This window comes from Halomonas sp. BC04 (assembly GCF_000568385.1).
In genome coordinates this window covers 1-13168 of the sequence record NZ_AZQX01000248.1, presented here as the reverse complement: position 1 = coordinate 13168, position 13168 = coordinate 1, and the positions used below count along the sequence as shown (strand labels likewise).

The window sequence follows — 13168 nt, the reverse complement described above, 5'->3', positions numbered from 1 at the left end:
TGCAATACCAAAAAATGGATGTAAGAAACATCAACCGGCCGTCCAAACACCTCGGCTATCGACAACCATTTTACCCTTTAATTCTTCGAGTTTTATCTTCTTGAAAACCTTATGATCAACTAAAAGAACAACAACATCTGCACATCCAAGTGCAGCATCCACACCAATCAAAGTAGCAGCATTCAGTTTATCTGGCAGCTGTGAAATATTGGGTTCAACCAACATGACCTTACCAGGGTGGAGCTGGACTATCGCGTTTGCAACGCCTAGTGCAGGACTTTCTCGCAAATCATCAATATCCGGCTTGAAGGCCAAGCCAAAACAAGCAATGGTCACATCCTTGGCCGTCTTATCTGGATTGGCGGACAGGAATTTACCGACCACTTCATTGACCTTATCGATAACCCATTGTGGCTTGCTATCGTTGACTTCCCGCGCCGTGCGGATCAGGCGTGCTTCTTCCGGCGTCTCGCTGACGATAAACCATGGGTCGACGGCTATGCAGTGGCCACCCACACCGGGGCCAGGCTGCAGGATGTTGACCCGCGGGTGGCGATTGGCCAGCCGAATCAATTCCCACACATTGATATCAAGCTTGTCGCAGATGATGGAGAGCTCGTTGGCAAAAGCGATGTTCACGTCGCGGAAGCTGTTTTCTGTTAGCTTGGCCATCTCGGCAGTGCGTGCAGTCGTGGTAATGCACTCCCCTTGCACGAAAATCTTGTAAAGGGCCGTTGAGGCTTCGGAGCATTTCGCCGTCATGCCGCCGATCACCCGGTCATTCTCTACCAGCTCGCGTACCACATGGCCCGGCAGCACACGCTCAGGGCAGTGGGCCACGCGTATATCGGACTCTTCACCATGGGTCTGCGGGAAGGTGAGATCCGGCCTGGCTTCGGCCAGCCAGGCTGCCATCTGCTCGGTGGCCCCTACCGGTGAAGTCGATTCCAGAATCACCAGGTCGCCCTGCTTCAGCACCGGTGCAATCGCCTGGCTTGCCGCCTTGATATAGGTGAGGTCAGGCACATGATCGTTACCATTCTCCGCCTTGAAGGGGGTAGGCACGGCGATAAGGAACGCATCCGCCGCTTCGGGCGTGGTAGTCGCCCGCAGGTAGCCTTCCTTTACCGCGGCATGCACGAGCATATCCAACTCGGGCTCGACGATATGGATATCGCCCCGGTTGATGGTATCCACGGCATGCTGATTGATATCCACGCCTATGACCTGCTTGCGGCGGGAAGCGATAACGGCGGCTGTCGGCAGGCCAATGTAGCCAAGGCCAATAACGGAGATGGTGTCGAAATTCATAGGGTATCCGGTCATCAAGGTTCAAGCTTGAAAATGATTAAAGGCGCCAGCGGCGCCTTTTTGCCGATACATCGGCCCTTGCAGAGTGTGTCGGCCAACGCTAGCGGGCTTCGCTCAAGCCCTTACAAGGAAGTGCTGGCCAGGGTCTCGATAATGCGCTGGCACGCCTTGCCATCCCCGTAGGGGTTATGGGCATAGCTCATGCCCTCGTAGGCGGCAGTATCGGTCAACAGAGTGTGCAACTCGGCAACGATGCGCTCCACATCGGTTCCTACCAGCCTGACAGTGCCGGCCTCCACTGCTTCAGGGCGTTCGGTGGTGTCGCGCATCACCAGCACCGGCTTGCCGAGCGAAGGGGCCTCTTCCTGTACGCCACCGGAATCGGTGAGGATCAAGTGAGCCCGGTTCATCAGATAGACGAACGGCAAGTAATCCAGCGGTTCGATCAGGTGCACGTTGTCGATATCAGACAGAAGGCGGTTGACCGGCTCACGCACATTGGGATTGAGGTGCATCGGATAGACGATCTGTGTTTCGGGATGACGCGCCGCCGTGTCATGTAGGGCCTGGCAGATACGCTCGAAACCGCCGCCGAAGCTTTCCCGACGATGGCCGGTCACCAGGATCAGTTTGCGGCTGGGATCCAGAAAATCGAACTGCTTGGCAAACTGCTGCTGGAAGACCTGGTTGTCCTCCAGCTTGCGAACCACGTCGAGCAGTGCATCGATCACCGTATTGCCGGTGACATGCACCTTGGTGGGGGCTACGCCCTCCTCCAACAGGTTCTGCCGAGAGCGGTCCGTGGGGGCGAAGTGAAGCTCGGCCAGGGCGCCAGTGAGTTTACGGTTGGCTTCTTCCGGCCAGGGCGAATAGATATTGCCCGTGCGAAGGCCGGCTTCCACGTGACCCACGGGAATCTGCTGATAGTAGGCAGCTAGCGTGGTGGAGAGCGTGGTGGAGGTATCGCCATGCACCAATACGATGTCGGGCTTGACCTCTGCCAGTACCTTTTTCATGCCCTGCAGGATCGCCGTGGTCACGTCGGTAAGGTCCTGCCCCGGTTTCATGATGCTCAGGTCGTGATCGGGTTTGAGCTCGAACAGTTCCAGCACCTGGTCGAGCATTTCGCGATGCTGGCCGGTCACGCATACCTGCGCATCGAAGCGCTCGTCGGCAGCCAGTGAAAGAGCCAGGGGAGCCATCTTGATGGCTTCGGGGCGCGTGCCGAACACGCAGAGAGTCTTGATGGGCATAGTAGCTTCAATTTCGTTGCGAAAAGGGTTTTCAGGGAAATCGGTTCACGTCACTAGACAGTATCGAGTTTCGCCAGCCAGGAGGAAGAAGATGCCATACACAATGCTGGCCATCCGACTGAAAATTACAGCGCTTTCAGCAGCCGGCTAACGATCTCCTGCTGCCCTAGTTCAGCCGTATTGACGGTAACCTCAGCTGCCTTCGGCGCTTCATAGGGACTATTGATGCCAGTGAAGTCCTTGATCTTGCCTTCCCGGGCCTTTCGATAGAGTCCCTTGGGGTCACGCTGCTCGCAGACATCCAGCGGCGTATCGACGTGGACTTCTATGAAGTTGTTCGCTTCGAACAATTCACGGGCGGCGTCACGATCGGCGCGGAACGGCGAGATAAAAGCGGTGATGACGATGATGCCTGCCTCAGCGAACAATCGCGCCACCTCGCCTACGCGACGGATGTTCTCGGCACGGTCCTCCTCGGTCATGCCGAGGTCCTTGCATAAGCCGTGGCGCACGTTATCACCGTCTAGCAGCATGGTGTGGTAGCCGCGGCGATTCAGCTCCACTTCCAGGGCATTGGCCAGTGTCGATTTGCCCGATCCGGAAAAGCCTGTAAACCACACGCACTTGCCAGCGTGGCCATTGATCTGCTCGCGCATGGCCTGGGTCACGCTGGTGCGGTTCCATACCACGTTGGCCTTGCTGTCGTGCTCGCGGAATTCGTAGGGCAGCTCGCTGTCGACCGGCTGATGAATCATGCCGGCACCCACGGTGATATTGGTCAAGCGGTCGATGATGATGAAGCTGCCGGTACCCGGACTGGTCCGGTAATCGTCCACGGGAATTGGCGCGGTCAGTTCGACATGACAGCGTGCAATGGTATTCAAGTCCAGATGATCGGCGTGACGCTGTTCCAGCGTGTTGACATCGACCTGGTAGTCGATGGCGGTCACCTTGCCGGCCAGGTCCCGTGTGGCCAGCTTGAAGTCGTAGAGCTTGCCGGGTTCCAGTGTGGTTTCGTGCATCCAGACGATATCCGCCTCGAAGCCGTTGGCCAGTGGAACCTTGTCACCTTCCGCCACTAGCCAGTCACCCCGGGAAATATCGATCTCGTCGGTTAGCGTGACGGTAATGGCCTGGCCGGGATAAGCGGCATCGAGATCGCCATCGAAGGTGACGATGCGGTCGACCCGGCTGGTCTTGCCCGATGGCAACGCTTTTACGGCCTGGCCGGGCTGAAGAATGCCGGCGGCCAGGGTGCCGCAGTAGCCGCGGAAATTGAGGTTGGGCCGGTTGACGTACTGTATCGGCAGGCGCAGGTCGCGCAGGTTCTGGTCATGGCTGATCTCGACGCTTTCAAGCAGCTCCAGAAGTGCCGGGCCTTCGTACCAGTCGAGCCTATCTCCCTTGTTGACGACGTTGTCACCCTTCAGGGCCGACATTGGTACGAAGCGAATGTCGCGAGCGTTTAGCTTCTCGGCCACGGCCTGGTATTCGCTGACGATCTCGTCATAGCGCGCTTGGGAGTAATCGACCAGATCCATCTTGTTGATGGCCACCACCAGGTGCTGGATGCCCAACAAATCGGCAATAAAGCTATGCCGACGCGTCTGGGTTTGTACGCCATAGCGGGCGTCGACCAGGATAATGGCCAGGCTAGCCGTGGAGGCGCCGGTTGCCATGTTGCGGGTGTACTGTTCGTGTCCGGGGGTATCGGCGATGATGAACTTGCGCTTGTCAGTGGAGAAGAAGCGGTAGGCCACATCAATGGTGATGCCTTGTTCCCGCTCCGACTGCAGACCGTCAACCAGCAGCGCCAGGTCGACCTCGTCACCGGTGGTGCCGCTTTTCTTTGAATCCCGAGTGATCGCCGCCAGTTGATCCTCGTAGATCATCTTGGAGTCGTGCAACAGCCGACCGATCAGGTCGATTTGCCGTCGTCGACGCTGCCGCAGGTGATGAAGCGCAACATGTCTTTTTGCTCATGCTCGCGCAGATAGGCTTCGATGTCGTCGGCGATGAGTGTTGACTGGTGTGACATTAGAAATACCCTTCCCGCTTCTTCTTTTCCATGGACCCTGCCTGATCGCGATCGATGGCGCGGCCGCTACGCTCACTGGTGCGGGTCAGCAGCATTTCCTGAATAATGTCAGTCAGCGTGGCCGCCCTGGATTCGACAGCACCGGTCAGCGGATAACAGCCAAGGGTTCGGAAGCGGACCCATTTCTCTTCGGGTACTTCGCCGGGTTCCAGAGGCATACGTTCGTCATCGACCATGACCAGCATGCCGTCGCGCTCAACCACCGGGCGTGGGGCAGCATAGTAGAGCGGCACGATGGGTATCTGCTCCAGGTAGAGGTACTGCCAGATATCCAGCTCGGTCCAGTTGGAAAGCGGGAAGACGCGAATCGATTCGCCCTGATTCACCTTGGTGTTGAAGACGTTCCAGAGCTCGGGGCGCTGATTCTTCGGGTCCCAGCGGTGGTGCTTGTCACGGAAGGAGAAGATCCGCTCCTTGGCGCGGCTGGCCTCTTCGTCGCGACGGGCGCCACCGAAGGCGGCATCGAAGCGATGCTGGGAGAGCGCCTGTTTGAGCGCCTCGGTCTTCATGATGTCGGTGTACTTGGCACTGCCATGATCGAAGGGGTTGATGTTCGCCGCCCGCCCCTCCACGTTGGTGTGCACGATTAGTTCCATGCCGGATTCTTCGGCCATGTTGTTCCGGAAAGCGATCATCTCGCGGAACTTCCAGGTCGTATCAACATGGAGCAACGGAAAGGGTGGTGTTCCCGGGTAGAACGCCTTGCGAGCCAAATGAAGCATTACCGAGGAGTCCTTGCCGATGGAATACATCATCACCGGATTACGGAATTCTGCCGCTACCTCACGAATGATGTGTATCGACTCCGCCTCGAGCTGCTTGAGATGGGTCTGACGGTCGGGCGTAATGCCGGCTGCTTCACTCATTGCGCTACCTTATTGGTCAGGGCACTGGCCAGAGGCTGATCCCAGCGCACATCACGCTGGCCACAGACGATAAAGAACGGATTCAACACGCTATCCTGCTGATTGCAGCGAAGCGGCTCCAGAGTGAATGCATTCAGTACTTCTCCCCCGGCGGCTGTCACCACGGCCTGGGCTGCAGCAGTGTCCCATTCGCAGGTCGGGGCGAGCCTAGGGTAGAGATCGGCAGCGCCTTCAGCCACAAGGCAGAGTTTCAGCGAGCTGCCCATGGAAACCCGCTCATGGGCGGGCAGCGCGTGGCAGAACGCTTCGAACTCGGCGGCACCGTGGGATCGACTGCCGACCACCTTCCAGGCTTCGATGTCGAGATCAGGCAGTTCGCGCACGCGGATCGATATCCACTCGTCGCCCGTCAACTTGAAGGCACCCTCTCCGGCCAGGCCCACCCAGGTGGTACCCAGCACAGGTGCATGCACGATGCCGAATACCGGTACGCCCTGCTCGATAAGCGCCACATTGAGAGTGAACTCGCCGTTCTTCTTGATGAACTCCTTGGTGCCGTCCAATGGATCGATCAGCCAGTAGCGCTCCCAGCCTTGCCGGGTGGAGTACGGGATATCAGCGGACTCCTCGGAGAGAACCGGTACATCCGGTGTGGCGGCCCGCAGCAATGCCACCAAGGCGTGATGCGATGCCATATCCGCCTCGGTCAGCGGGCTTTCGTCGGCCTTGGCGGTTACCTCAAAATCACGCTCATAGATCGCCATGACATCGCGGCCGGCAGCCAGCACGCCCTGAATTAGCCGGTTACGCACATCGTTCGTGACAAAGCTCGTCAAGGGAGCTCCTTAGAGAATACAGAACCGTTCAAAACGACCAGACGAAGGGGATCAGCCCCACCGCCGTAATACCGATGATCAGGCTCAGCGGAGCGCCAAGCCTGAGATAGTCCGTGAAACGATAGCCGCCGGGGCCAAAAACCATCAGATTGGTCTGGTAGCCCAACGGAGTCATGAAGCTGGCGGATGCGGCGAACATGATGGCGATGACAAAGGGCATGAAACTGACACCTAATTGCTCGGCTACGGCAACGGCAATGGGAAACATCAGAACCGCAGCAGCATTGTTGGTAATCAGCTCTGTAAAAACCACCGTCATCAGGTAGACCAGTGCCAGTGCGCCCCATGGGGCCAGGTTATCAATCAGCAGTAGCCATTGGGCGATCTGCGCTGCCGCGCCGGTCTTGGTCATGGCGGCGCCCAGGGCAAAGGAGGCCGCAATGACGATCAGCACCGAAAGATCGACATAACGCCGCGCCTTGCTGGCCGGCACGCAACGCATGACCAGCATACCGCCACCGGCCAGCAGCGCCGACTCCAGAATACTCAGTAGCCCACTGGCACTGGCGGCCACCATGAGGCCCAGAATACCCAGCGCTACCGGCGCTTTGCGAAAATCGGGCGGCGTGGAGTCGTTCAAACCGCTTACCAGCAGGAAATCCTTGCGGTAGCGATACTGGTCGACGAAGTCCTGTGCGGTTTCAAGCAGCAAGGTATCACCTACCTGCAGGCGGATGTCGCCCAGCTTACCGGGCAGACGCCTGCCGTTTCGGGAAATCGACAGGATCACCGCCTGATAGCGAGAACGAAAGCGCGACTCGCGAACCGTCTGGTTCAAGCCTCCGAAGTCGGGGCCGATGACCGCTTCGACCAGACAGCGATGGTGGTGAGCGATATCAAGCTTGTGCACATCGCCGCCAGCAGGCTTCAAGCCGTGGATGCGGCGAAGCTCCCGAGCACATTCCGGAGCACCAATGAATACCAGGATGTCGCTGGCAAGAAGTTCGGTATCCGGTGGTACGGCGGTCAATAACCGGCCATGGCGTTCAATATCGGCCAGATAGCCGTGCCTCAGGCTACGCAAGCCGGCATCGGCAATGGTCTTGCCTACCAGGGGGCCCTTGTCATCAACCTGTACTTCCACGGCATACTCTCGGGCTTGTTCCAGCTGCTCCAGCACGCCCTGACGTGCAGGAAGCAAACGATCCGCGAACAGATAGAGAAAAGTGCCACCCACCAGAACCAACGGTACCCCGATCCAAGCCAGCGAGAACATGGCCAGGCTGATGTCTTTTTCGCTCTGCAATAACCCGTTGACGACCAGGTTGGTGCTGGTGCCAATGAGCGTGCAGGTGCCACCGATGATGGCCGCGTAGCTGAGCGGCAGCAACAGTTTGGAGGGCGGCAGCTTTAGTCGCGCTGCCCACTCCTGCACGGCTGGAATAAACATGGCCACGACGGTGGTGTTGTTCATGAAAGCGCTCAACCCTGCCGCCGGAAGCAGTACACGAAGCTGGGCCTTGCGTAGTTGTTTAGGCTGGCCCAGCAGCCTGTGGGCTATCCACTGTATCGCCCCGGTTTCCTTCAGCCCCGCCGCCACGACATACAGCGTGGCGATGGTCATCACACCCGGGTTGGAGAAACCGGCCAAGGCCTCGCCAGGCGTCAGAATGCCGCTGACCACCAGGAAAGCCATAGCCGCCATCAGGATGACATCGGGGGCAATGCGCGTCAGTGCCAGAGTTGCCAATACCGCCAGGATAACGCCCATCGTCAGGAGTGCAGCCAATTCCATTTACCTTGTGACTCCCGAACTTCCTGTCATCCAATTCAAAGCAATTTTCCTGTGGAACTTAATATTTCTGACGCGAACAGGATTACACCGCAATAACGTCGGGTAGCGGTTTACTCAACCTGCATCTGATGCAGAGACTTACCCCGCCCCACCCCGTAATAGAGCAAACCAGCCTGCTTGACTTGCTGGGGGTCATAAAGATTGCGGCCATCGACGATAACAGGCGTTCCGAGCTGCTGCTTGAGCCAGGTGAAATCCACGGCGCGGAAGTCTTTCCATTCGGTACAGATTACCAGCGCATCGGCATTTTTCACGACCTGGAGCCGATCCGGCACCAACAGCAGGTCGTCACGCTCACCATAGATACGCCGGCATTCCGCCATGGCCTGAGGATCGAAAGCCTGTACTCGCGCACCGGCCTGCCATAGCGCTTCCATCAGTGTGCGGCTGGGGGCGTCGCGCATGTCGTCCGTATCCGGCTTGAAGGCCAGGCCCCACAGGGCAATGGTCTTGCCCGCCAGGTCACCGTCAAAGGCCTGATTCAGCTTGCTGAACAGGTTTTGCTTCTGGCGCCGGTTAACCGCTTCGACGGCATTGAGCAGCTCCGCCTGATAACCATTCTGGGCTGCAGTGCGCGCCAGTGCCTGTACATCCTTGGGGAAGCAGGAGCCACCGTAGCCACAGCCGGGGTAGATGAACTGGTAGCCGATACGCGGGTCGGAACCGATACCCTGGCGCACCTGCTCCACATCAGCCCCCAGCTTCTCCGCCAGGTTGGCGATCTCGTTCATGAAGCTGATCTTGGTCGCCAGCATGGCGTTGGCCGCGTACTTGGTCAGCTCGGCGGCGCGCACGTCCATGAACATCAGCTTGTCGCGCAGCCGGTTGTAAGGGGCATAACATTCCCGCATCAGTGTCTTGACGCGGTCGGAGTCGGTACCCACAACGATTCGGGCGCCATGGGTGAAGTCTTCTATCGCCGCCCCTTCCTTGAGAAATTCGGGGTTGGAGCAGACATCAAAATCAGTGTCTACGCCCCGCTTGGCCAAAGCTGCCGAGATGGTCTGCGTTACCTTGTCGGCAGTGCCTACCGGTACGGTGGATTTGTCGATGACCACCTTGTAGTCGGTCATATGCTGGCCGATGGTATCCGCAACGGCCAGGACGTACTGCAGATCGGCACTGCCATCCTCGTCCGGCGGAGTACCCACGGCGATGAACTGAAGGATGCCAAAGGAAACGGCATCGGCTGGATTGGTGGTAAAGCGTAGCCGACTGGCCGACACATTCTGCTTTACCATGCGCTCCAGCCCGGGTTCGTAGATCGGGATCTCCCCCTGCTCAAGCCTGGCGATCTTCTCCGGGTCAATGTCCATGCACATCACATCGTGCCCGGCATCCGCCAGGCAGGTGCCTGCCACCAAACCGACATAACCCGTACCGAAAACCGTAATCTTCAATGCCTATACTCCTGCTACTTCAATGTTGTCATCCCGCAATAGTTCGGTCGACGATGCCTGTGCCTTGAGCAACAGCAAATTGACGAAGAGCGATTCCGAGACTTCATACTGGTCGCCTTCATGGGCCAGCAGCGTCCTGTAGACCGTGGGTTTGGCCCGCTTCGAAAGGAAACGCTTGCCACCACCCTTTACCGAAACGTTCAAGTTGGTATAGATCGCCGCTTCCTTGATGAGAAAGAAACCCGCGTTTTCGTTCAGGTCGATGGACTGGATATCGCTCATGCCCGCCGGCTGAGCCGATTGCCCCTTGTTCTGCCTGGCCAGCAGGGCGTGAATATCGTTGGCGCTCAAGGGTAGCTCGCAGAAGAAGAACACTTCGGGCTTGCCGCAACGGCGCAGCTCCCGGGTCATGCCCAGGTATTCGCTGTTGCCCAGCAACGCCTTCAGGCGGTTTCGGTTCAGGCCCCTTTCCGGGTCGGCGAACAGGAACGGCAGTTCTTCCTCGGTTTCCTTCATCAGCCAGGCCAGGGGCGAATAGCGCTTGGTGTCTCTGTCCAGGCAGGTCTGGATATTGGAGGCACCGGATACGCTGGGCGAGAGCTGCCCCTTGAACACGTTGGTGTTCTTGCTGCGCCGAGGCACGATCAGGTAGCCATCGGTGGTGCGATAGAGGCAGCTCAGGCCCAGGTGGTTTTCCGGCAGGCTGGTGTCCAGGGTGGAGAGCTGCGGCCCTGGCTTGAGCAGATCGCGATAGGTCAGGCCGCCCGGCAGGGTGAGCTCGGGCAGCATGTTGGTGGCCAGGTAGCTGTAGTAGGTGGCCTTGTGGAACACCAGGGTGGTATCGCTCTCGCCCTCTTCGATTCCCTTCACCGCCAGCAGCAGGCCGTTGTAGTCGTACTTCTCGATGGCGTTGAAGCGCTTGAGGGTGATATCCAGCGCATGGGCGCTGATCATCCAGGGCAGGTCGTACCAGCTGTCCTCCAGGCGGAACTTGAGCTGCTGGATGCGGGTCCTGGCAGCCGGCAGCTGTTCCAGTACCGACTGGCTGAGAATGATGTCCTTGCGATTGGGCAGGTTGCGGTAGTCCGCCTGGCTTATGCCGAACCGGGGCTCGAACGGGCCGGAGGCCTTGCGCGTCATCGCCAGCAGGCGGTGCTGCTCCTCCCGGTACTGCTTGATGTAGAACTGGGTATCCAGCGAGTAGCGCACGCTTTCCATGCGTGACGACGAGCCGTACAGCAGCACCAGGCCGGCCTGGATCAGGAAGAACTGCACCGTGTCCATCACCAGCGACAGGTTCACCCCATGCACGATTCCCGTCGCCAGGGCGTAGCCGCCAACGAGCAGATGGATCAACAGGCCCGCCAGCAGGAAGTGTCGCCACCTGGGGCGCGAGAACAGAATGCTCAGGTATTGCGTAACGGGCATCAGATAGCGTCTTTCGTGACAATGGGGAGCGTCTTGGGGTGCGCTTCTGCGCCCAGGAAAACCTGTAACGGGCGCCCTGCTCCCTCGGCCCACTCCAGCAATAGGCGTTTCAGCGCCACCTGGGCTTGGGGGTCGCCGTGTACCAGCCGCACTTCCCGTGGCGGTTGGCGCATGCGGCGCACGAAGTTGAGCAGATCAAACTGGTCGGCGTGGGCGGAGTAGCCGTTGACGGTTTCCACCCGGGCGCGGATCTCGATGCGCTGGCCTTCCAGTTCCACCCAGCCGCCGCCGGGGCCGTAGCGCTGGATATTGCGGCCCGGAGTGCCATGGGCCTGGTAGCCGGTAAACAGCACGCAGTGGCGTTGGTCAGCCAACATGCGCTTGAGGTAGTTGACCACCCTGCCCCCGCTGGCCATGCCGCTGGCGGCGATCACCACCGCAGGGCGATGGCTCTCGGCCAGGTAGTCGACGGTGCGTTCGTGGGTCTCGTGGTCGTCCACGGTGTAGAGGTTGTCGAAGCTGAGCGGGTGGCGGCCGCTGCGCAGGCGATTGTGCGCTTCGGCGTCCCACCAGGGCTTGAGTTCGCGGTAGACCTCGGTGAAGCGGGCAGCCAGGGGCGAATCGACGATGATCTCCAGCTCGCTCCAGCGGCTGTCGCTTGCCCGGTGTATCAGCCCTTCCAGTTCGTAGAGCAGCTCCTGGGTGCGCCCGATGCTGAAGGCCGGGATGATCACAGTGCCACCGTTCTCGAGCGCCCGGTCGATGGCGGCCTTGAGCCGATCGCGGCGGTGCAGCCTGTCTTCATGGCGACGGTCGCCGTAGGTGCTTTCGAGTACCAGCACGTCGGCACGGTAAGGCGGCTTCGGTGCCGGCAGCAGCGGTGCGTGGGGTGCGCCCAGGTCGCCGGAGAATACGGTGCGCTGGGCCTGGCCGGTCTGCTTGTCGAGGCTGTCGATCTCCACATAGGCGGAGCCGAGGATATGCCCGGCGCGCTTGAGCTTGACCTTGATGCGGTGACGCTCGTCGTCGAGGACCGTGTGCCAGTGCTTGTAGTCGATGGCGACCAGGCGGCTTTCGACTTCCTCCAGGAAACGCTCGATCAGGGCGCGGTCGCGGGTAAAGCCGATCTTCAGCGCATCCTCTATGACCAATGGCAGTAGCCGTGCCGATGGCACCGAGCAGAGAATCGGCCCCTTGTAGCCCGCCGCCAGCAGGTAGGGCAATCGGCCGATGTGATCGATATGCACGTGGGTGACCACCAGGGCCTGGATGTCGTCCACCGGGAAACGCACGGTGTGTTGCTCGAGGCTGTCGAGGTGGTCGGCGCCCTGGCCCTGGAACAGGCCGCAGTCGATCAGTAGTGCCCTGTCCTGTGCAATCTGTAAGCGGTGGCAGCTTCCGGTAACGCCGGCGGCACCGCCGTGGTGTGAGATTTTCGGGTAGTCGTCCATGACGTGCGTAAGGTATTCCTGATTGCTGTGCTATACGCCGAGGCGCCTGGCGGCGCCAGTCGCGATGGGGACCAGCGCTCCAACAGCTGATTGATCGTTCCTTGGTATAGAAATCACGACTTTCAGGCACGCTACCGCCCGGGGATTGTTCCGGGCGATTTCCCTTGCCCTGTTGCATGGTCGATACCAGGGATAGGACCGGAACAGCGAATAACGGACATTCAGGGTCTAAGGCGTTCACCAGCCCCTGGCGCCATGTCTCGGTCCTCAGCCGAGCTGGCGCTCGACTTCCCCTTTGTAGGTATCGTTATTCTAGTGGGCCAATTCTACGGGACTCCGCAGGATTGCTCTACCGCCACAGTGATACCGGAAGTTAAAACGCTTCATCAACGACAGCGCCAGGCGGCGAGACGGTTGATCAGGGCGAGGGTGAGCATGACGGCGGCGGTCCAGCCAAGCACGACGATCAGGCTGTGGAACCCGCCGGGTACGGTGTGGGGCGGACGAAAGCTCATGCCGTGTTCGACAAGCCGACAGACGAGGTAGATCAACGTGGTGACCACGGCCAGCGGTAGCGTGGCATGCCATTCGGCCATCCACTGCGTCAGGCGGCTGGGCTCGCGCCTTGTTGTTGAGGCGGGCTTTGAGACAGGCTTTGCCGCGGGTTTCG

Annotated in this window: 9 protein-coding genes and 1 pseudogene; all 10 read right to left on the bottom strand. The window is 59.5% G+C overall.

Translation table 11 applies throughout. From position 1 onward, the window contains the following. Window positions 1-30: 30 nt before the first annotated feature. Window positions 31-1311, bottom strand: coding sequence for a UDP-N-acetyl-D-mannosamine dehydrogenase (gene wecC, locus Q427_RS17280; protein WP_043516242.1), 1281 nt, complete (start codon window positions 1309-1311; stop codon window positions 31-33). A 122-nt stretch (window positions 1312-1433) separates the two neighbouring features. After that, window positions 1434-2558: a non-hydrolyzing UDP-N-acetylglucosamine 2-epimerase gene (gene wecB, locus Q427_RS17275; RefSeq protein ID WP_269321274.1), complete on the bottom strand. Its 1125-nt coding sequence runs from the start codon at window positions 2556-2558 to the stop codon at window positions 1434-1436. A gap of 131 nt (window positions 2559-2689) precedes the next feature. Continuing rightward, window positions 2690-4602: pseudogene (gene cysN / locus Q427_RS17270) on the bottom strand (sulfate adenylyltransferase subunit CysN). Then, window positions 4602-5528 (bottom strand): sulfate adenylyltransferase subunit CysD, encoded by a 927-nt coding sequence (gene cysD, locus Q427_RS17265; RefSeq protein ID WP_043516231.1) that lies wholly within the window; start codon window positions 5526-5528, stop codon window positions 4602-4604. The pseudogene cysN and the gene cysD overlap by 1 nt, the downstream one beginning before the upstream one ends. Next, complete coding sequence (cysQ, locus tag Q427_RS17260) at window positions 5525-6364, bottom strand: 3'(2'),5'-bisphosphate nucleotidase CysQ (protein WP_231613758.1); 840 nt, start codon at window positions 6362-6364, stop codon at window positions 5525-5527. Before cysQ ends, cysD begins: the two co-directional genes overlap by 4 nt. Window positions 6365-6392: 28 nt before the next feature. After that, window positions 6393-8159 (bottom strand): SLC13 family permease, encoded by a 1767-nt coding sequence (locus tag Q427_RS17255; protein ID WP_043516229.1) that lies wholly within the window; start codon window positions 8157-8159, stop codon window positions 6393-6395. 110 nt (window positions 8160-8269) lie between these two features. Continuing rightward, the gene (locus Q427_RS17250) at window positions 8270-9619 is read right to left on the bottom strand and encodes a UDP-glucose dehydrogenase family protein (RefSeq protein ID WP_043516226.1); all 1350 of its coding nucleotides are present in this window, start codon (window positions 9617-9619) and stop codon (window positions 8270-8272) included. A 3-nt stretch (window positions 9620-9622) separates the two neighbouring features. Continuing rightward, complete coding sequence (locus Q427_RS17245) at window positions 9623-11047, bottom strand: hypothetical protein (RefSeq protein WP_043516223.1); 1425 nt, start codon at window positions 11045-11047, stop codon at window positions 9623-9625. Beyond that, complete coding sequence (locus Q427_RS17240; protein ID WP_051496482.1) at window positions 11047-12498, bottom strand: MBL fold metallo-hydrolase RNA specificity domain-containing protein; 1452 nt, start codon at window positions 12496-12498, stop codon at window positions 11047-11049. Before Q427_RS17240 ends, Q427_RS17245 begins: the two co-directional genes overlap by 1 nt. Window positions 12499-12884: 386 nt before the next feature. Further along, on the bottom strand, window positions 12885-13168 hold a 284-nt coding region (locus Q427_RS17235; protein WP_231613757.1), incomplete at its 5' end, for a hypothetical protein.

What these genes read in the sequence shown, in the direction of transcription:
- wecC (WP_043516242.1), bottom strand. Translation starts at nt 1,311, where the DNA reads ATGAATTTCGACACCATCTCCGTTATTGGCCTTGGCTACATTGGCCTG.
- cysD (WP_043516231.1), bottom strand. Translation starts at nt 5,528, where the DNA reads ATGAGTGAAGCAGCCGGCATTACGCCCGACCGTCAGACCCATCTCAAG.
- Q427_RS17255 (WP_043516229.1), bottom strand. Translation starts at nt 8,159, where the DNA reads ATGGAATTGGCTGCACTCCTGACGATGGGCGTTATCCTGGCGGTATTG.
- Q427_RS17245 (WP_043516223.1), bottom strand. Translation starts at nt 11,047, where the DNA reads ATGCCCGTTACGCAATACCTGAGCATTCTGTTCTCGCGCCCCAGGTGG.
- Q427_RS17240 (WP_051496482.1), bottom strand. Translation starts at nt 12,498, where the DNA reads ATGGACGACTACCCGAAAATCTCACACCACGGCGGTGCCGCCGGCGTT.